This window comes from Amycolatopsis sp. NPDC049868 (genome assembly GCF_044461365.1).
GTDB lineage: Bacteria > Actinomycetota > Actinomycetes > Mycobacteriales > Pseudonocardiaceae > Amycolatopsis.
In genome coordinates this window covers 18915-38174 of sequence record NZ_JBITKV010000006.1, presented here as the reverse complement: position 1 = coordinate 38174, position 19260 = coordinate 18915, and the positions used below count along the sequence as shown (strand labels likewise).

The following is a 19260-nucleotide window of genomic DNA, read 5'->3' as shown; positions in this document are numbered from 1 at the left end:
CAACAAGCGTTGACCAACACTTGTTGACCTAGGAGTGAACATGCGAACGGATGTCCTCATCGTCGGTGCCGGACCCACCGGCCTGCTGCTGGCAGGCGACCTCGCCGAGGCCGGTATCGACGTCACCGTGCTTGAGAAGCGCACCCGGGAGTCGAACGTGACCAGGGCGTTCGGTGTGCACGCCCGCACGATGGAACTGCTCGCCATGCGTGGCATGGCCGACGAACTGGCGCCCACCGGCGCGGAGGTCCGCGAACTGCGGCTGTTCGACCGGGTACGGCTGGACCTCGGCATCCTGCCGACCGCGTACCCGCACCTGCTGATCACGCCGCAGTACCAGACCGAACGAGTGCTCGCGGCCCGCGCCGACCGCCTCGGCGTCCGGATCGTCCGCGGCAGCGATGTCCCCGGCCTGCGCCAAGACGCCGACGGCGTCGAGGTCACCGCCAGGGACGAGAAGGGCACGGTCACCGAACACCGCGCGAAGTACCTCGTCGGCACGGACGGGATGCGCAGCAAGGTGCGCGAATCGCTCGGCCTGCCCTTCCCGGGCAAGGCGGTACTGAGGTCGATCATGCTCGCGGACGTCCGGTTGACGGCACCGCCGAGGGACGTCCTCACGGTCAACGCCGTCGGAGATGCCTTCGCCTTCGTCGCGCCCTTCGGGGATGGCTGGTACCGGATCTTCGCGTGGGACCGCCGCAAGCAGGTCGCCGACGACGCGCCGCTCAGCCTCGACGAGATCCGCGAAGTCACCCAGCGTGCCCTGGGCACCGACCTCGGCATGCACGACGCGCGGTGGATGTCGCGGTTCCACAGCGATGAACGCCAGGTGCCGGAGTACCGCGTCGGCCGCGTCTTCCTGGCGGGCGACGCCGCCCATGTGCACTCCCCCGCAGGCGGACAGGGCATGAACACCGGTCTCCAAGACGCGGCGAACCTCAGCTGGAAACTCGCCGCGGTACTCAACGAGCTGCTCCCGGAAAGCCTGCTCGACGGCTACCAGGCCGAACGCCACCCGGTCGGGGCCACGGTCCTGCGGAGCAGTGGCATGCTGGTCCGGCTCGCGATGGTCAAGAGCGCGCCCGCGCGCTGGATCCGCAACGCCCTCGGCGGCGCGCTGCTGCGGATCCCGAAGATCGCCGCCAGGGCGACCGGCACTATCTCGGGCATCGGAATCCGTTACGCCGCGCCAAAAGGCGCCGACCCCCGGGTCGGCACTCGGATCGGTGACCTCGCGCTGACGGACGGCACGCTGTTCGGCGCGTTGTGCGGCGGCCATTTCGTGCTCGTCGCGAACGACCGTCCCGACGGCCTGCCCGAACACGTCCGGCACGCGAAGCCGGTCGACGCCGTCGACCGCCCGATCCTCGTCCGGCCCGACGGGTACATCGGCTGGATCGGCGACCCTCGCGGCTACTTCCGGCGCTAGCCCAGGAAATCGGTCACGGCGGCACGGAACTCGTCCGGCGCCTCCAGCCACGGCACATGGCCGACCCCCTCGAACCGCACCCGGGTCACCGAAGGCAAGGCCTGTTCCAGCGAGTCGACGGCCCACCTTGGCCGGTTGTCCGCCATCCCGTCCACGATCAGCGTCGGCACCCGCAGCGACCGGCACGCCGCGACGAGCTCGGGCTCCGGTACCGTCCGCATCTCCTCGCTCAGTGCCGCGTTCGCCTCGTAGTTGACCGGAAACCAAGGCGTCGCCATCGCTTCGGCGTGGCGCTCGCCGTCGGTCACGAAATCGGCGGCCCACTGCCGTACCGCACGTTCGCGGCCCTCCCCGCGAAGCTCCTCACCCAGCACCCTCTCGAAGTTCCGCTTGAACTCCGCGTGCCACTCGTGGCCGAGGCCGACGCCCGACACGTAAACGAGCGCGCTCACTCGTTCCGGGTGCGCGAGCGCGTACAGGAGAGCGAGGTGCGCACCCCACGAATGCCCGAGCACCGGGACACGGTCGAGGCCATGCCATTCCCGGACGGCGTCGACGTCGGCGACCATCCGTTCGAGCGTGTACGGTCCGCGCGCTTCCGAGCGCCCGGCGCCGCGCTGATCCCACCGGATCAACCGGAATCGCGGACCGAGGTCGAGGGTGCCGAACATGTCCCACAGACCAGGACCGCCATGGCAGCACAGGATGGGCTCACCCCGGCCGGTCGCCGAGGTCCACAGCTCACGTCCGTCGTCGGTGATCATCACAGGATTATCCGATAGGCGACGGCGCCTTCGTTGGCTATCTTCCGCGGCATGACGACCTACCTGCCGCCGCAGCGAGCGGCCACCCTCGCCGACGCACCCGCCATCGCGGCGCTGATGCGGGCCTCGGTGCTGGAGTTGTTCCCCCGGTTCTACGACGAGCGGCAGACCGAGAGCGCGGCGGAACATATCGCGAGCCTCGATCTGCGGTTGATCGAAGACGGCACCTACTTCGTACACGAGGCCGACGGCGAGATCGTCGCCTGCGGGGGCTGGAGCAGGCGCAACAGAACGCACGCGGGCGCGGGCGAGGCGTCGGGCGACGACCGCCCCCTCGATCCGGCCACCGAGCCGGCGCGGGTGCGGGCCATGTTCGTCCGCGGCGACTGGACCCGGCGCGGGCTCGGGCGCGCGATCCTCGAATCCTGCCGTCTCGCGGCGAAAGCCGAGGGCTTCAGCTCACTCACCCTGACGGCGACGCTGCCCGGTGTCCCGCTGTACCTCTCGTTCGGCTTCACCGAAGTCGAACGGGTGACGGTGACGACGCCCGACGGCGTGGACGTACCGGGCGCCGTGATGACCAGGGGCATCGACAAACCGGATAGCATCGGAAGATGATCTCCGGGGCCACCGCACTCTCGTTCGTCTTGATCTGCCTGCTCGGCGCCATGGCACCGGGCCCGGATTTCCTGGTCGTGACCCGCAGCGCGATCCTCGGCGGGCGCAAGGCCGGGATCTCCGCCGGACTCGGCATCGCGCTCGGCGTCTTCGTCTGGGTGATCGCGATCGCGCTCGGGGTCGCGGCGATCCTCACCGCGTCGGCGATCGCGTTCACCGTGGTGAAGCTGATCGGCGCCGCGTACCTGATCTTCCTCGGCGTCAAGGCCTGGCTGGCCGTACGCCGCGGCGACTACAGCGAACTCAAGGACAAGGTCGCACCGGTCGTCGCGCCCAAGGAGGCGTTCCGGCAGGGGCTGCTCACCAACCTGTTCAACCCCAAGGTCGCGATGTTCTTTCTCGCGCTCATCCCCCAGTTCCTCCCGCATTCGGCCTCGACCGGGCAGACCCTGCAGCTCGCCGTCCTGGCCACCACGGTGGCCGTCGTCTGGACGTTCGTCCTCGCGACGCTGGTCGGTTCACTGCGGCGGTTCTTCAGCTCCGGCCGGGTGCGGCGCATGATGGACGCGGTGATGGGCACCTTCCTGGTCGGACTCGGCATCCGGGTCGCGGTCCAGAACTGACGAAGGCGCCCATCGCGCGGCGTCAGAGTGCTTCGGCGGCGAGGCGCGTGCCTTCGACGCGGGCGGCGATCTTGGCGAACGCGATGTCCCGCGACGTCGAGGTGTCGTCGGCGAACGGGGAGAACCCGCAGTCGTCGCAGGTGCCCAGCCGGTCCGGCGGGAGGTACCGCGCCGCCTGGAGAACCCTGTCCCGGACCTCCTCGGCGGTTTCGACTCGCGGGTCGATCGGGTCGGTGACACCGATGAAGACCCGCTGTTCCGGCCGCGCGTAGTCCGCGATCACCCGCAGCGCCCGCTCGGGATCCGCCTCACTGGCGAGCTGGACGTAGACGTTGCCCACCTTCAGCTGGAACAGCGTCGGCAGCAACCCGGCGTAATCGACATCGAGGCTGTGCACGGAGTCCTGGTCTCCACCGGGACAGGTGTGCACACCGATCTTCTTCCGCTCCTCCTCGGAGAAGCGGGCCAGCACCGCGTTGTTCAGGTCCACAAAGGACCGAAGCAGGCCGCCGGACGGATCGAGCTTCAGCGACAACCTGCCCTCGGTGAAGTCGATCTGAACGCTGTCGGCGCCCGCGTCGAGACTCCGGCGGATATCGGCCTCGGCCTCGTTCACCAGGTCGGCGATGAACTGTTCTCTGTCATATCCGGCCAATTCTTCACCGGGATAGACGAGGCTGACCGCGGAAGCCGCGATCACCGCCTGCTTCACCGGTTTGGTCGCATACTTTTTCGCTTCACGCAGATAGGTGTCGGCGTAGGCCTGATAGCGGAACGGGCCGGCGGTGAGCCTCGGAAGCTGCCGGGTGTGCCCGTCGGCGAAGGGGATCACGACGCCGTCCGGAGCCAGCGAAGTGAGGCCTGCCAAGGGATACGTGGCGAAGCTCGGCTTACCCTGCTCCCCGTCGGTGATGACCGGGGAACCGGTCTCCTCCAGTCGTTTGATCGTGTCGACGAGAGCCTTTTCGCGCAACTCGCCGAGCCCGTCGGCGTCGAGCCGCCCGGCCGCGTGCTCGCCGAGCGCCTCGATGAGATAGCCGGGCCGGGGAATACTGCCGATCGGTTCGGTGGGCATGGTCATCGCTCGCGTCCTCCCAGATAGCGCAACCGCGGCCACCCTGGCCACAGCCGCAGAAGCTACCGAGATCTCTCCTCCTTGACGATCTCTTCACGTGCTGAAACCCCCAATGGCGCAACCGATCGATCGAAATCGGCCTTCTTCCGCCGAGACGTATAGGCCGTTATACGAAAGAGGGCGAAATTCGATGCTTATCCAGCCCTGCTCCTGGGTATTCCGTGGTTGTCGACGGCCGGGGCGCGCCGAAGGAGAAACCGATGCTGAGCCACCACGATCGGCAAGAGCTGGAGAAGATCGAGCGCTGGTTCGAGCTCACGGAACCGGCGCTGGCCGCCCGGCTCCGTGCCGGCAGGCCCGCCCGGCCCCCGCTGCTCCGGCTGGCCCTTCTCCTGAGCCTCGACATCACCTCGGCACTGTTGATGTTGCTGGGATTGATGCTGAACAGCCCGGCCCTGTTGCTGACCGGGATGATCACCGTGACCGCGGCGGTGATCGTGCACCTGTCCCGGTTCGGGCGCGACTGACCGTCTTCCCCGCCGCCGGTAGAGTCCGGGCGAAACGTCCGGTTCACTGGGAGGAAGACGTATGCGGTTCATGATCATCATCAAGGCGGACGAGGATTCCGAAGCCGGGAAGATGCCGCCGATGGAGGCTTTGACCGCCATGGCGAAGTTCAACCAGGACATGCTGGATGCCGGGGTGCTGGTGGGCGGCGAGGGTCTGCAGGAAAGCTCGAAGGGCGCGCGGGTCACGCTCAGCCCGGCCGGGGCGACCGTCACCGACGGCCCGTTCACCGAGGCCAAGGAACTCGTCGGCGGCTTCTGGATCGTCGATGTCCCGTCGCGCGCCGAGGCGATCGAGTGGGCGAAGCGCTGCCCCACTCCCCCGACCGGCGACACCGTGCTCGAGGTCCGCAAGATCCTCGAAGCCGAGGATTTCGGTGAGAACTTCACGCCCGAACTGCAGGAGAACGAGCAGCGGATGCGCGACGAGGTCGCGGAACGGTCCTAAGCTCGGCCTCATGGCCGTCCGGGAGTGGGTACTTCACGTCGACCTCGACCAGTTCATCGCCGCGGTCGAGGTCTCCCGGCGGCCTGAGCTGCGCGGCAAGCCCGTGGTCGTCGGCGGCACGGGCGATCCGGCCGAACGGGCCGTGGTGGCGACGGCGTCGTACGAGGCGCGGGAGTTCGGCATCCGCTCCGGGATGCCGTTGCGAACCGCCGCGAAACGCTGCCCCGACGCGATCTTCCTCGCGACGGACGCACCCGCGTACCAAGAAGTCTCCGATCGCGTGATGGCGACGTTGCGAGAATTCCCCGTGGTCGTCGAAGTGCTCGGCTGGGACGAAGCTTTCCTCGGTGTCACCACGGCCGATCCCGAAGCGCTCGCCGCCGACATCCGGCGGGAAGTGGCCGAAGAGACCGGGCTCTCCTGCTCCGTCGGCATCGGGGACAACAAGCTGCGCGCCAAACTCGCCACCGGGTTCGCCAAACCGGCGGGGATCTTCCGTCTCGTCCAGGACAACTGGTGGGAGGTCATGGCCGAAAAGCCGACGGACGCGCTCTGGGGCATCGGCACCAAGACCACGAAGAAGCTCGCCGAGGCCGGCTACCACACCGTGCTGGAATTGGCCGGTGCCGATCCGGCGGACCTCGCGGCCCGGTTCGGCCCGAAGCTCGGCCCGTGGTACCGGATCCTCGCCGGCGGACTCGGCGACGCCGAGGTCACCGCGACGCCCTACGTCGCGCGGTCCCGTAGCCGCGAGACGACTTTCCAGCAGAACCTCACCGATCCCGAGGTCATGGCCGCCGAGGTCGTCGCGCTCGCGAACCGGGTCTCACGGGACGTCGCCGAGGAAGGCAGGCCCGCCGCACGGGTCGCGGTCAAGGTCCGGTTCGCCCCGTTCCAGACCCATACGCACAGCGTGACCCTGCCCGCACCGACCTCCGACCCCGCCGAAATCGAGAAGGCGGCGCTGGCCGTGCTCGGCATGTTCGACCTCGGCCGACCGGTCCGGCTGCTGGGCGTCCGTGCCGAATTCGGCACACCCGCGTCGCCTTGACAGCGCTCGCGGCGCTTTGCCATTCTGGTTCCGGGTCGAGAGGCGCTGCGACGGAATTCTTCCGCCACGCTCGGCCCGCCGCGACAGACGTAAGGGCGCCTCCCACTGTGGAGGTGCCTTTCTTGCGTCAAAACCCTTTTCCGGCCTTCGTCGTCGAGGCCGCGCGCTGAACCCCCGCACTGACACCGTCCTTCCCGCCACCGGCGAGAAGGACCGCTCCACCCTGCCTTCCTTGATGAATGGAGAACCAGTGAGCCCCACCCTGTCCAAGGTCAACGGGATCGAATTCGCCGTCGCCGACCTTTCCCTCGCCGAGGCCGGCCGCAAGCAGCTGCGCCTCGCCGAGGTCGAGATGCCCGGTTTGATGGCGCTGCGCCGCGAATACGCCGACTCGCAGCCGCTGAAGGGCGCCCGGGTCGCGGGTTCGCTGCACATGACCGTCCAGACCGCCGTGCTGATCGAGACGCTCGTCGCGCTGGGCGCCGAGGTGCGGTGGGTGTCCTGCAACATCTTCTCCACGCAGGACGAGGCCGCCGCGGCCGTCGTCGTCGGCCCGGACGGAACCGTCGAGAACCCCTCGGGCTCCTCGGTGTTCGCGTGGAAGGGCGAGACGCTCGCCGAATACTGGTGGTGCACCGACCAGCTCTTCGACTTCGGTGACGGCCGCGTCCCGAACATGGTCCTGGACGACGGCGGCGACGCGACCCTGCTGATCCACAAGGGTGTCGAGTTCGAGGCGGCGGGCGCCGTCCCGCAGGCGACCGAGGAAGACGGCGAAGAGTACGGCCTCGTGCTGGAAACCCTGCGCGAAAGCCTCGGCCGCGACACCAGCCGGTTCACCCGCATCGCCAAGGAGGTCCGCGGCGTCACCGAGGAGACCACCAACGGCGTCAAGCGGCTCTACAAGCTCGCCAAGGAAGGCAAGCTGCTCTTCCCGGCGATGAACGTGAACGACTCGGTGACGAAGTCGAAGTTCGACAACAAGTACGGCATCCGCCACTCGCTCATCGACGGCCTCAACCGAGGCACCGACGTGATGATCGCGGGCAAGGTCGCGGTCGTCTGCGGCTACGGCGACGTCGGCAAGGGCGCGGTGGAATCGCTGCGCGGCCAGGGCGCCCGCGTGGTCGTCACCGAGATCGACCCGATCTGCGCGCTGCAGGCGGCGATGGAGGGCCTCGACGTCGTGGAGCTCGACGACGTCGTCGAGCGCGGCGACATCTTCATCACCACCACCGGCAACTTCGACATCATCATGGCCGATCAGATGGCCAAGATGAAGCACAACGCGATCGTCGCGAACGTCGGCCACTTCGACAACGAGATCGACATGGCGGGCCTCGCGAAGATCCCGGGCATCCAGAAGATCGAGGTCAAGCCGCAGGTGCACGAGTGGGTCTTCCCCGCGACGGCGGACCGCGAGGCGCACTCGATCATCGTGCTTTCCGAGGGCAGGCTGATGAACCTCGGGAACGCGACCGGCCACCCGAGCTTCGTGATGTCGAACTCCTTCACCAACCAGACGATCGCGCAGATCGAGCTGTTCACGAAGCCCGGCGAGTACGCCACCGACGTCCACGTGCTGCCGAAGCACCTCGACGAGAAGGTGGCCCGCCTGCACCTGGACGCGCTGGGTGTCCGGCTGACCAAGCTGACCAAGCGGCAGGCCGAGTACATCGGCGTGGACGTCGAGGGTCCGTACAAGCTGGACCACTACCGGTACTGAGGTCTTCACGGAACGGAGTCCGCGTAGCCGCTAGGCCGAATGCGTGAGAACTTCCGCCGGATGGACCTGTTTCTCACGAAATCGAGGCGGGAATCCCTTGTGTAGCCCCACCTCGGCAGCACTCGTGCCGGGCGACTACGAAGGAGAAGGTGTTCCCGTGATCATTCTCGGCGTCATCCTGATTGTCGTCGGTGTCATCGCCGGTATCCCGGTCCTGTACTCGATCGGGATCGCGCTGGCGGTCATCGGCATCATCCTGGCCGTTCTCGGGAACACCGGGAAGGCCGTCGGCGGTCGCGCTCACTGGTACTGAGCACCGGACCAAAACCGGTACCCGAGCCCCGGTACCGGCACCCAAACAGCCCGGGCACCCCGCGTTCCCCTCACGCCGGGTGCCCGGGCTGTTTCCGTCCTCCATCCGCCGGGTATCCACTCCGGACAAGGACGAAGGAGGGAGAGCCGATGGCAGGAACTGACCCTCGCCCGTACTTGACGGAGGCGAGGTATCCGTGCGGACGCCATGAACTCCTGCGGGCCGCCGCCGCGGCCGGAGCGGGCGACGAGGTCCTCGGCCCGCTGGGTGCCCTTCCCTCGCGTGAATACGAGGATGGAGACGGGGTCTGGGACGCGGTGTGCGCCTGCGACGGCGCGTCGATCCACGACACCGCGAAGGAAGCACCATGACATGAAGGGGTCCCCCGGCTCCGAGGGGGAGGGAGAGCCGGAGGACCCCGTCATAGTTAACACATTCCCGGCCGCGATGTACACGAACGCTTACACCTTCGAGTGGCAATCGGTCACGATCACCCGAATCGGGCCGGATTGGTGTATTGACCGCCGGTCAAGAAGCCCGCAGCAGCAGCTGGGCCGAAACCTCCGCGCACGAGCAGCCGCCGTCGACCTCGAAGCAGTCGATCGTCAGCGTGTGCCGGGCGAAGTCGAAATCGACGCAGCCGTCTTCACTGCATTCGGTGAAACCACCGTCGAGGTGGACCACCAGGGTGCCGTGGCAGTGGTCGAGTCCGACGGCGCAGAACGCGCACTCCATGCTCATACCGCCTCCCGCGATCAGGAAAGTTCTCCTCGATTGCCTTACTACCACCGAGGGGCGACAGATCCTGGCATACGCGCGGCGTGTCGCGACACCCGGAGGAGTGACGCCGGGCACAGCAGTCCACAAAGGAGGGTCAAGCGCTCTTCGGGGTTCGCTTGCCGGACGCGGGTTTCTTCGCCGCGGTGGCCTTCTTCGCCGCCGCGGGCTTCCGGCTCTTCTTCGCCTCGCTCACGCTGGCCTGCAAGGCCTCCATGAGGTCGACGACATCGGCCTTCGCGCCGACGGCCTTCGGTTTGGCCGTCTCGTTCCCCGCGGCCTTGGCCTCGATCATGGCCTCAAGCGCCTCACGGTACGAATCCGTGTACTTGTCCTGTTCGAACACCGGCTCCGACAGCGAATCGATCAGCGAGCCGGCCATCGTCAGTTCCTGCGGCCGCACCTGCGGTGGATCCTCGTGCAGGAAACCGAAATCCGGGACGCGGACCTCGTCGGGCCACAGCATCGTCGTCATCGTCAGGACGTCGCTGTGCACCCGCAGGATCGCGAGCGTCTCCCGCTGCCTGATGGCGACCTTCGCGACCGCCACGTGGCTCGCCTTCTGCAGCGCGTCACGCAGGACCACGTACGGTTTGACGGCGTTCTTCTGCGGTTCGAGGTAATAGGTCTTGTCGAACTGGATCGGGTCGATGGACTCCAGCGGCACGAATTCGAGCACGTCGATCGCCCGCGACGACGCCAGCGGCAGTTCGGACATGTCCTCGTCGGTGAGCACGACCATCTCGCCGTCGGGCAGTTCGTACCCCTTGGCGATCTCGGCGTAGGGCACTTCCTCGCCGTCGATCGTGCAGAACCGCTTGTACTGGATACGGCCGCCGTCGGCCTCGTGCACCTGGCGCAGCGAGACGTTCTTGTTCTCGGTGGCCGCGTAGAGCTGGATCGGGATGCTCACCAGCCCGAAGGACACCGAGCCCTTCCACATCGAACGCATCGAGCCGCACCTCCGCTGCCGTCACCGACCGTACTCACGCACGGTGACAACGGTAGCCCGAAACGGCGCACCGCGACAGTCCCGCGAACCCGGACGCGGGACTGTCGCGTTACCGGAATCAGGCCTCGGCCAGGTACTTCTCCGCCTTCGCGGGATCGAGGAACCAGTGCTGGAAATCGGTCGGATCGGAGAACCCGTTCGCGAATCGCTTCGCCACGGCGGGGTTCTCCCCCGCCGCGCCGATGATCTGGAGCACGTGCGGGGGCGGCGGCTGCAGCATGGCGTTGGTCCAGGTCGTCACGTGCTGGGCGTACTCCCAGTACTTCTCGAACGACGCGGTCATCCACGCCTCGTCGAACGGTTTGTCCCCGCGTTCGAGGATCGAGTCCAGATAGGACGCCGCACAGTGACTCGCGTTGTTGGAGCCCTGGCCGGTGATCGGGTCGTTGGCCACCACGACATCGGCCATGCCGAGCACCGCGGTCCCCGAGTCCAGCTTGCCGACCGCGTTCCGCACGACCGGGGTGTAGCCGCCCGCCAGCGTCGCCTTGTCGTCGGTCAGCACGGCGTTCCGCGAGCGCTCGTACTCCCACGGGAGGAACTGCTTCATCAGCGACAGGATCCGGTCGAGATGCTGCTGGGGCGACGGCCTGTCGTCCCAGCAGTCGAGCGGGCCGCCGGGGACCCCCTCGAAGAAGAGGATGTCGCAGTTCCCGCTCAGCGTGTACGCGGGGATCATGAACAGTTCACCCACGCCGGGGATGATGTTGAACCGCACCGCCGCCTTGTCCGGGTGCTCGGGCCGGGGCTCCAGCCCGTGCACGTACGCCAGCGAGAGCGCGCGCTGGGGCTCGGTGTACGGCGAGCGCTCCGGGATCCGGTCGAACAGCTGGACCAGTTCGCCCTTGCCCGCCGCGATGACGACCAGGTCGTACAGCTTCGCCAGCGGAGCCAGATCCGAGGTGGTGACGCCGTGGATGACCACCTTGCCGCCGCGGTCCTCCACCAGCTCCAGCCAGGCCGCCATCTTCACGCGCTGGTCCACAGACTGCGCGTAGTGCTCCAGCGGCCCGAACCAGTCCAGCACGCGGCTGGAGTCCGGGCCCGCGATGGAAACGCCGAGTCCCTCGACCCGGACGGTCTCGTCCTCCCACAGGTTCAGCTTGTGGTCCCGCTCGTGCTGCAGAGCGGAGTGGAACATGCACTGGGTCGACATCACCTTGCCGGACCGGATCTCGTCCGGCGTCCGCGCCGACATCACCGTGACGTCGTAGTCGTGCGCCAGCAGGCTCAAAGCCAGCTGCAACCCCGACTGCCCGGCACCGACGATCAGAACCTTGCGCATCCTCTGCGTTCCTCCCAGAACCGTTCAGCCGAGTGAAGCGAACTCGCGACCAGGCCCGGAGACCACGGCGAGGGACAGCGTGTGCGACACCAGTTCCCGCAGCGTCGCGACCGCCGACTTCGGGTCGCGGGCGTCGCACGTGACCAGCGGGATGTCCGGGGAGAGCGCCAGCGCGTCGCGGACCTCTTCGAGGTCGTGCACCGGCGTCCCCTCGAACTGGTTGACCGCGACGATGAACGGCAGCTCCGAATCGTTCTCGAAGTAGTTGATCGCGGCGAACGACTGGTCGATCCGGCTGGTGTCGACCAGCACGACGGCGCCGAGCGCGCCACGCGAGAGGTCGTCCCAGAGGAACCAGAACCGGGCCTGGCCGGGGGTGCCGAACAGGTACAGGAGCAGGTCTTCACGCAGGGTGATCCGGCCGAAGTCCATCGCGACCGTGGTGGTGGATTTGGTTCCGGGCGGCACCAGCTCGTCGACCCCGGCTCCGGCCTCGGTCATCCAGGCTTCGTTGCTCAGGGGCGGAACCTCGGAGACGGAGCCGACGAACGTCGTCTTGCCCACGCCGAATCCACCGGCGACCACGATCTTGGCGGAGATCGCCAAGAGATCTGTGTTCGATTCGGAACCCGCACTCGAATTACCATTCGAGTGGGTTCGAACTGGGTACTCATGCGGCCGAAGACCCGAAGGCTCCGCCGCGCCGCCTGAGTCAGACCGGGAGGCGCTTGAGTCCATCGAGGATCCTCTCGAGCACGTTCGTATCGTGGTTGTAGGCGTGGGCCGTCGGGTGCACGAACACGGCACCTTGGGTGGCGAGGTCGCCGATGAGCACCCGGACCACACCCAGTGGCAGATCCAGTCCCACCGAAAGCTCGGCGATCGACGAGCGTTCGCGGGCGCGCTCGTACAGCGAGCGCGACTCGGGCATCAGCGCCTCGGCCAGCGACGGGTCGTAACGCGGGACCGAGATCAGGGTCTCCACCAGCAGCAGCTGGCTGCTCTTGGTCCGGCCACCGGTCAACGCGTACGGCCGGATTCTGCGGCTGCGCATCTTGACGGGCCGGTCCGGAGATTGGTCGCTGGACACGCTCATCCTTTCCCTCTCCGGATTCTCAGGCCTGCGGCCGTCGGGCGGTCAGGACCTGCCGGAGCCCCGCTCGCACCTCGGGAGTGAGGGCGTGACCGGCGTTGGTGATGAACTGGGTCATCTCGTAGGCGACGACCTTCATGTCGCAGTCCGGTTCGGTGAGCACGGCGAGCCCCGCTTCGGCACCGATGCCCATGAACAGGAAGTACCCGCGGGTGAGCCGGATGATGATCTGCTCGCAGTTGCCCTTGCCGAAGAGCGCGGCGCTGTTGCCCGCGAGGCTGAGCAGGCCGCTCGCGATGGCGGCGAGCTGCTCGGCGTCGTCACTGGACACCGATTCCGAGGCGGTCAAAGGGAAACCGTCGACGGACATGATCAGCGCGTGGCTGGCGCCGTGCACCTTGCGCACGAAGTCGTCGAGCAGCCACGTGAAATCCGTGGTCGCGTCCTGGGCGGTCACTGGGTGTTTCCTCCGGTCTCACGCTCGTGCCGGTCGTCGAGAGCGGCACGCTCGCCGTCGGTGAAGGCATCGAGGTCGGCCAGCAGCGCCTCGTGCCCGTCCGCCGCGTCGGCGGGCGGGGTGGTCGGCGGGGCCGGTTCGTCGGGCAAAGTCCTGATACTGCGGGAAACCCGGCGCGGGAGGCCGCTGGCCGTGGTGCCGCCGTCGGCGGGCGGCTGGAAGGCCGTGCGCGGACGCGGACTGGGCTTCCGTGCGGGTTCCGGTTCCGCTGAAGGGGCCGGGCGTCGCCTCGGCAACCCGGACGGCGTCGCGACCGGGCTGCTCACGGGCGTGCCGTTGGTGATCCTGGTCTGCGGAAGCACGACCGTCTGCGAACCGGACCACTGCTTCTCGGCCAGTTCCGAGACCACCGGGACCGGCAGCAGCACGGTGGCGACCGTGCCGTGCGGGGTGCGGCGGTCGAGCTTGACGGTGATCTCGTGCCGGTCGGCGAGCCTGCCGACGACCGCGAGTCCCATATGTCGCACGGAATCGTCGTCGAGCACCGGACCGGCCGCCAGCCGCTCGTTCAGCGCCGCGAGGCGTTCGGGCGGCATACCGATGCCCTCGTCCTCGATCCGGATCAGCACGCTCCCCTGTTCCGTGAGGTGCGCGCTGACACTGACCGGAGAGCTCGGCGACGACTGGTTCGCCGCGTTGTCGAACAGTTCCGCGAGGATCCGGCTGACGTCCTCGGCGGCGAAGCCGACGACACCGAGCGAAACGACGCGGCCGATCGTGATCCGCGAGTAGTGGTCGATCGACGACATCGCCGCCCGCATCACGTCGAGCACGGAAGAGATCCCGGCGGTCGTGTCGTCGGCGTCCCGGCCGGCGAGCACACGCAGGTTCTCCGCGTTGCGCCGCAACCGGGTGGCCAGGTGGTCGAGCCGGTAGAGCTCGGCGAGGCGGTCGGAGTTCTCCTCCCCCGCCTCCATCGTCTCCAGTTGCGCGAGCAGCTGGTCGAGCAGATTGAGGTCGCGCAGCGCGACATTGGAGCAGACACCGGCCAGCGCGCCGGCGTCCGGCGCGTCCACGGCAGGCCGCTGCTCCACCTCCGGTTCGACCGGTGGAGCCGACGGAGCGTGCCGGGGCGGGGCGGCGAGGAACTGCGCCGCGGCGACCCTGGAACGGTCCAGAAGAACCCGTGAGCGGTCAAGCAAGCCTCGAGCCCGCGTCACCATGTGCTTCCACTTCTTTCTCTTCGCATACCCGGACCCGTGTCGCACTCCCCAGCACAACGACGGCCATGCAAGCAGAAGTCACTATCCGTGTCCACAGTCGGTTTACGTTCAACCGCTGGCAGTGACCTGGTCACGAACGCGTTACGGCTGGTGAGCGCGGCGCGCTAGGCCATTCGGCTGCATCTTGCGTGTTGCACGCCACTGGCGATGCCCGAAAAGTGCGGACTGCGCATTAATTTGCGTGCCACGCAACTTTTGCCTACGCTGACGGCATGACCCTCGACCCGACCGCGCCCTTGGGACTGCGCGAACGCAAGAAGCGCGCGGCCCGTCGCGCCATGAGCGAGGCAGCGCTCAGGCTCGCCATGGAGAAAGGCGTCGAACAAGTCCGCGTCGAGGACATCGCCACCGCCGTCGGGGTCTCGCCACGCACGTTCAACAACTACTTCTCCAGCAAGGAGGAGGCGATCTGCTCGTTCATCGTCGAACGGCAGGAACTCCTGCGCGAGGCGCTGCGCGAGAGGCCTTCGGAAGAGACGCTGTGGGAGGCCGTCGGCACCGCGACGCTTGAGACCTACAGCAGCTTGGGAGAGCCGAACCGCAGCTCGGTGGAGCTGGCGCGATCACTGCTCTTGCACCCGTCCATGCAGGGCGAGTTCCTCAAAGCGCACGCCAAGGTCGAGCAGGTGCTGGCGGACGCCATCCTGGAACGCGCGGGCGCGGGCGAGGAAAAGGCGTTGAACGCGCGGCTCATGGCGGCGATCGTGGAGTCCGCGGTGAAGACCGCGTTCTTCAGCTGGCTGGTCAACGAGGGGGCCCGGCCGTTCCTCGAGACGCTCGAAGTCCTCCTGCACGAGGCCGCCGCGGGCATCCCGTCCCTCACCGGACCCGAAGCGGTGAAGAAACCGAAGAAGCAGTAACACCCTACCGACCACTGGGGAGAAACCGTTGTGCTGACGAAGTTGTTGCGCATTCACCTGCGCCCCTACCGGCGAGACCTGTGGCTGATCGTGCTGCTGCAGTTCGTCCAGACCCTCGCCGGGCTCTACCTCCCCACGCTGAACGCCGACATCATCGACTCCGGCGTGGTCAAGGGCGACATCGACTACATCCTCGGTGTCGGCGGCGTCATGCTGCTGGTGTCGCTGGTGCAGATCGCGTGTTCGATCGGCGCCGTCTACTACGGCGCCCGCACCGCGATGGCGGTCGGCCGTGACGTCCGCGGCGCGGTCTTCCACCGGGTCCAGGACTTCTCCGCGCGCGAGGTCGGCCAGTTCGGGACGCCGTCCCTGATCACCCGCACGACCAACGACGTCCAGCAGGTGCAGATGCTGACGTTGATGGCGTTCACCCTGATGGTGTCCGCGCCCATCATGTGCTTCGGCGGCATCATCATGGCGCTGAACCAGGACGTCACCCTGTCGTGGCTGCTGGTGCTCGCGGTACCGATCCTCGGCGTCTCGGTCGGGGTCATCATCGCGAAGATGCGCCCGGCCTTCCGGCTGATGCAGGAGCGCATCGACAAGATCAACCAGATCCTGCGCGAGCAGATCATGGGCATCCGCGTGATCCGCGCGTTCGTCAAGGACACCCACGAGCGGCGGCGGTTCACGAAGGCCAACACCGAACTGCTGGACGTCTCGCTGGTCGTCGGCAGGCTGATGGCCCTGATGTTCCCCATCGTGATGCTCGTGATGAACGCCTCCAGCGTCGCCGTGCTGTGGTTCGGCGGGCTGCGCATCGACGACGGCAGCATGCAGATCGGGGCGCTCACCGCGTTCTTGTCGTACCTGATGCAGATCCTGATGGCGGTCATGATGGCCACCTTCATGTTCATGATGATTCCCCGTGCCGAGGTCAGCGCCGAGCGCATCACCGAGGTACTGGACACGCACACCAGCGTCGTCCTCCCGGCGAACCCGGTGAGCCCCGGCGAGGTGCACGGACGGCTCGAACTGTCCGATGTGGAATTCCGCTACCCCGGCGCGGAAAAGCCGGTGCTGCAGGAGATCTCGCTGCTGGCCCTGCCCGGTGAGACCACCGCGATCATCGGCAGCACGGGCAGCGGGAAGACCACGCTGCTCAACCTGATCCCCCGGCTGATGGACGCCACCGACGGCTCGGTGCGCGTCGACGGTGTCGACGTCCGTGAGCTGGACGCCACCGTGCTGTCCGACGCCGTCGGGCTGGTGCCGCAGAAGCCGTACCTGTTCGCCGGGACGGTCGCGAGCAACCTTCGCTACGGCAAGGCCGACGCCACCGACGAGGAACTCTGGCACGCGCTGGAGGTGGCGCAGGGCAAGGACTTCGTCGAACGGATGCCCGAGGGGCTCGACTCCCCCATCGCCCAGGGCGGGACCAACGTCTCGGGCGGACAGCGGCAGCGGCTCGCCATCGCGCGGATGCTGGTGCGGCGCCCCGAGATCTATCTCTTCGACGACTCCTTTTCCGCGCTCGACTACGCGACCGACGCGGCACTACGGCGCGCACTCGTGGCCGAGACCGCCGAAGCGACCGTGGTCATCGTCGCGCAGCGGGTCAGCACGATCCGCCACGCGGACCGCATCGTCGTACTCGACGAAGGCCGCGTCGTCGGCAGTGGCACGCATACCGAACTCATGGACGGCAACGAAACCTACCGGGAGATCGTGCTGTCCCAGCTGACCGAGCAGGAGGCCGCCTGATGAGCGCGCCCGAATCCACGACGAAGGCCAAACCTCTGGGCGAGCGCGCGAGCGCGGCACGGGGGCCCGGCCCCGGCGGAGGCGGTCTCGGCCGCGGCCCCGCCGGTTTCATGGGCGGTCAGTCCGCCGAGAAGGCCTTGGACTTCAAGGGATCCTTCAAACGGCTGCTGCGACTGCTCCAACCGCAGCGCGCCATGCTGTACGGCATCCTGCTGTTCGGCATCGCCAGCGTCGCGCTGAGCGTCATCGGGCCGAAGATCCTCGGCATGGCGACGGACCTCATCTTCGCCGGCGTCGTCGCGAAGGACATGCCCGCCGGCGTGTCCAAGGAGCAGGTCATCGCCGGCCTGCGGGCGAAAGGCGACAACACCCTCGCCGACCTCTTCTCTGGGATCGACTTCGTCCCGGGCCAGCGCATCGACCTCGACGCCGTCGGGCAGGTCCTGTTGTGGGTGCTGCTGCTCTACATCGTGGCGTCGTTCTTCTCGCTGCTGCAGGCGAGGCTGACCACGAACCTGGTCCAGCGGGCGGTGTTCGACCTGCGGGAACGGATCGAGGAGAAGTTCGCCAAGCTCCCGCTGAGCTACTTCGACCGCCAGCCGCGCGGCGAGGTGCTGAGCCGGGCGACCAACGACATCGACAATCTCGCGCTGTCGCTGCAACAGACCCTCGCGCAGATCGTGTCGTCCCTGCTGATGGTCGTCGGCGTGCTCGTGATGATGTTCGTCATCTCGCCGGTGCTGGCGCTGGTCGCGCTGCTTTCGGTGCCGGCGTCGGTGATCGTCGCGGCCAAGATCGGCAAGAAGGCGCAGCCGCAGTTCATCAAGCAGTGGTCCACCACCGGACGGCTCAACGCGCATATCGAGGAGATGTACACCGGGCACTCGCTGGTCAAGGTGTTCGGCCGTCGCGAGGAGGCCGAGGAGGTCTTCCGCGAGCACAACGACACGCTCTACGGCGCGAGCTTCAAGGCGCAGTTCATCTCGGGCACCATCCAGCCCGCGATGATGTTCATCGGCAACCTGAGCTACGTGCTGGTGGCGGTGATCGGCGCGCTGCGGGTGGCGTCCGGGACGCTGTCGCTCGGCGACGTCCAGGCGTTCATCCAGTATTCGCGGCAGTTCAGCCAGCCGGTCACCCAGATCGCCAGCATGGCGAACCTGCTGCAGTCCGGCATCGCGTCCGCGGAGCGGGTCTTCGCGCTGCTCGACGCGGACGAGCAGGAGCCCGAGCCCGCCGAACCCGCGCGGGTCGGGCAGGTGCGGGGTCAGGTCGAGTTCGAGCACGTGTCGTTCCGGTACACCGAGGACACGCCGCTCATCGAGGATCTGTCGCTCACCGTCGAACCGGGACACACCGTCGCCATCGTCGGGCCGACCGGAGCGGGGAAGACCACGCTGGTCAACCTCCTCATGCGGTTCTACGAACTCGACGGCGGCAGGATCACCCTCGACGGCGTCGACATCGCCGGGATGGATCGCGAAGACCTGCGCGCCAAGACCGGCATGGTGCTGCAGGACGCGTGGTTGTTCGGCGGCACGATCGCGGAGAACATCGCCTACGGTTCCGCGGGCGCCACGCACGACGAGATCGTGGCGGCGGCCAAGGCGACCCACGTCGACCGGTTCGTCCGTACGCTTCCGGACGGTTACGACACGGTGATCGACGACGAGGGCGGCACGGTCAGTGCCGGCGAGAAACAGCTGATCACCGTCGCACGCGCGTTCCTGGCGAAGCCCGCGATCCTCATCCTCGACGAGGCCACCAGCTCGGTCGACACCCGGACCGAGGTGCTGATCCAGCGGGCGATGAACTCGCTGCGCGAGGGGCGGACGAGTTTCGTCATCGCGCACCGGCTCTCCACCATCCGCGACGCGGACGTCATCCTGGTGATGGAGAACGGGTCGATCGTCGAACAGGGCGACCACGAAACGCTGCTGCTCACCGGTGGTGCGTACTCCCGGCTCTACGCCGCCCAGTTCGCGGAGGCGCTGGCCGAGACCGACTGAACCGGATCGGCACCGAAGGTCCCTTTTCCTCCTTTTACCGTGGGAAAAGGGACCTTCGGCGCACGGAAGGACGGTGAACGGCGCTAGGCTTGCGTGAGCCGATC

General features: G+C 67.6%; 21 protein-coding genes. 12 read left to right on the top strand and 9 right to left on the bottom strand.

What is annotated here, in order from left to right:
- Positions 1 to 40 precede the first annotated feature (40 nt).
- Positions 41 to 1432 carry an FAD-dependent monooxygenase gene (locus ACIBTM_RS24615; protein ID WP_395879451.1) on the top strand — a complete coding sequence of 464 codons (1392 nt, stop codon included), beginning with the start codon at positions 41 to 43 and terminating at the stop codon, positions 1430 to 1432.
- On the opposite strand, the gene ACIBTM_RS24610 is transcribed toward ACIBTM_RS24615, so the two are convergent.
- Positions 1429 to 2196 carry an alpha/beta fold hydrolase gene (locus tag ACIBTM_RS24610; protein ID WP_395879450.1) on the bottom strand — a complete coding sequence of 256 codons (768 nt, stop codon included), beginning with the start codon at positions 2194 to 2196 and terminating at the stop codon, positions 1429 to 1431. The two genes, ACIBTM_RS24615 and ACIBTM_RS24610, sit on opposite strands and share 4 nt — an antisense overlap.
- A 51-nt stretch (positions 2197 to 2247) precedes the next feature.
- Here ACIBTM_RS24610 and ACIBTM_RS24605 point away from each other — a divergent pair, with 51 nt between their 5' ends.
- Both ACIBTM_RS24605 and ACIBTM_RS24600 read left to right on the top strand, forming a co-directional pair.
- Positions 2248 to 2814 (top strand): GNAT family N-acetyltransferase, encoded by a 567-nt coding sequence (locus ACIBTM_RS24605; RefSeq protein ID WP_395879449.1) that lies wholly within the window; start codon positions 2248 to 2250, stop codon positions 2812 to 2814.
- Positions 2811 to 3437, top strand: coding sequence for a LysE family translocator (locus ACIBTM_RS24600; protein ID WP_395879448.1), 627 nt, complete (start codon positions 2811 to 2813; stop codon positions 3435 to 3437). Before ACIBTM_RS24605 ends, ACIBTM_RS24600 begins: the two co-directional genes overlap by 4 nt.
- A gap of 22 nt (positions 3438 to 3459) precedes the next feature.
- Here ACIBTM_RS24600 and ACIBTM_RS24595 read toward each other — a convergent pair whose 3' ends face one another.
- Positions 3460 to 4518: a cobalamin-independent methionine synthase II family protein gene (locus ACIBTM_RS24595; protein WP_395879447.1), complete on the bottom strand. Its 1059-nt coding sequence runs from the start codon at positions 4516 to 4518 to the stop codon at positions 3460 to 3462.
- A gap of 254 nt (positions 4519 to 4772) precedes the next feature.
- On the opposite strand from ACIBTM_RS24595, the gene ACIBTM_RS24590 reads away from it, so the two are divergent.
- The 6 genes from ACIBTM_RS24590 to ACIBTM_RS24565 all read left to right on the top strand — a co-directional run bounded on the left by ACIBTM_RS24590 (position 4773) and on the right by ACIBTM_RS24565 (position 8987).
- A complete protein-coding gene (locus ACIBTM_RS24590) occupies positions 4773 to 5039 on the top strand; it encodes a DUF3040 domain-containing protein (RefSeq protein WP_395879446.1) in 267 nt (88 codons plus the stop codon).
- A 61-nt stretch (positions 5040 to 5100) separates the two neighbouring features.
- Positions 5101 to 5526, top strand: coding sequence for a YciI family protein (locus tag ACIBTM_RS24585; protein WP_395879445.1), 426 nt, complete (start codon positions 5101 to 5103; stop codon positions 5524 to 5526).
- 10 nt (positions 5527 to 5536) lie between these two features.
- On the top strand, positions 5537 to 6577 hold the full coding sequence (locus tag ACIBTM_RS24580) for a DNA polymerase IV (RefSeq protein WP_395879444.1): 1041 nt from the start codon (positions 5537 to 5539) through the stop codon (positions 6575 to 6577).
- Positions 6578 to 6827: 250 nt separating this feature from the next.
- Positions 6828 to 8303, top strand: coding sequence for an adenosylhomocysteinase (gene ahcY / locus ACIBTM_RS24575; RefSeq protein ID WP_395879443.1), 1476 nt, complete (start codon positions 6828 to 6830; stop codon positions 8301 to 8303).
- A 157-nt stretch (positions 8304 to 8460) separates the two neighbouring features.
- Positions 8461 to 8616: a hypothetical protein gene (locus ACIBTM_RS24570; protein WP_395879442.1), complete on the top strand. Its 156-nt coding sequence runs from the start codon at positions 8461 to 8463 to the stop codon at positions 8614 to 8616.
- Positions 8617 to 8765: 149 nt separating this feature from the next.
- The gene (locus ACIBTM_RS24565; protein WP_395879440.1) at positions 8766 to 8987 is read left to right on the top strand and encodes a DUF2795 domain-containing protein; all 222 of its coding nucleotides are present in this window, start codon (positions 8766 to 8768) and stop codon (positions 8985 to 8987) included.
- A gap of 157 nt (positions 8988 to 9144) precedes the next feature.
- On the opposite strand, the gene ACIBTM_RS24560 is transcribed toward ACIBTM_RS24565, so the two are convergent.
- The 7 genes from ACIBTM_RS24560 to ACIBTM_RS24530 all read right to left on the bottom strand — a co-directional run bounded on the left by ACIBTM_RS24560 (position 9145) and on the right by ACIBTM_RS24530 (position 14463).
- Complete coding sequence (locus tag ACIBTM_RS24560) at positions 9145 to 9357, bottom strand: hypothetical protein (RefSeq protein WP_395879439.1); 213 nt, start codon at positions 9355 to 9357, stop codon at positions 9145 to 9147.
- A 133-nt stretch (positions 9358 to 9490) separates the two neighbouring features.
- Positions 9491 to 10345 carry a Ku protein gene (locus ACIBTM_RS24555; protein ID WP_240598136.1) on the bottom strand — a complete coding sequence of 285 codons (855 nt, stop codon included), beginning with the start codon at positions 10343 to 10345 and terminating at the stop codon, positions 9491 to 9493.
- Between the two features lie 118 nt (positions 10346 to 10463).
- The gene (locus tag ACIBTM_RS24550; RefSeq protein ID WP_395879438.1) at positions 10464 to 11690 is read right to left on the bottom strand and encodes a styrene monooxygenase/indole monooxygenase family protein; all 1227 of its coding nucleotides are present in this window, start codon (positions 11688 to 11690) and stop codon (positions 10464 to 10466) included.
- 24 nt (positions 11691 to 11714) lie between these two features.
- The gene (locus ACIBTM_RS24545; protein WP_395879437.1) at positions 11715 to 12296 is read right to left on the bottom strand and encodes a GTP-binding protein; all 582 of its coding nucleotides are present in this window, start codon (positions 12294 to 12296) and stop codon (positions 11715 to 11717) included.
- Between the two features lie 106 nt (positions 12297 to 12402).
- Entirely contained in the window at positions 12403 to 12786 is a 384-nt protein-coding gene (locus ACIBTM_RS24540) for a DUF742 domain-containing protein (protein WP_395879436.1), read from the bottom strand.
- A gap of 19 nt (positions 12787 to 12805) precedes the next feature.
- Positions 12806 to 13240 (bottom strand): roadblock/LC7 domain-containing protein, encoded by a 435-nt coding sequence (locus ACIBTM_RS24535; protein WP_005159022.1) that lies wholly within the window; start codon positions 13238 to 13240, stop codon positions 12806 to 12808.
- A complete protein-coding gene (locus tag ACIBTM_RS24530) occupies positions 13237 to 14463 on the bottom strand; it encodes a sensor histidine kinase (protein WP_395879435.1) in 1227 nt (408 codons plus the stop codon). Before ACIBTM_RS24530 ends, ACIBTM_RS24535 begins: the two co-directional genes overlap by 4 nt.
- Positions 14464 to 14735: 272 nt before the next feature.
- Between ACIBTM_RS24530 and ACIBTM_RS24525 the strand changes: the two genes are divergently transcribed.
- From ACIBTM_RS24525 to ACIBTM_RS24515, 3 genes are read left to right on the top strand one after another with little or no spacing between them, the layout of a single operon-like run.
- Entirely contained in the window at positions 14736 to 15383 is a 648-nt protein-coding gene (locus ACIBTM_RS24525; RefSeq protein ID WP_395879434.1) for a TetR/AcrR family transcriptional regulator, read from the top strand.
- Between the two features lie 30 nt (positions 15384 to 15413).
- Positions 15414 to 17147 (top strand): ABC transporter ATP-binding protein, encoded by a 1734-nt coding sequence (locus ACIBTM_RS24520; RefSeq protein ID WP_395879433.1) that lies wholly within the window; start codon positions 15414 to 15416, stop codon positions 17145 to 17147.
- Positions 17147 to 19156 (top strand): ABC transporter ATP-binding protein, encoded by a 2010-nt coding sequence (locus ACIBTM_RS24515; protein WP_395879432.1) that lies wholly within the window; start codon positions 17147 to 17149, stop codon positions 19154 to 19156. Before ACIBTM_RS24520 ends, ACIBTM_RS24515 begins: the two co-directional genes overlap by 1 nt.
- Positions 19157 to 19260: the final 104 nt, after the last annotated feature.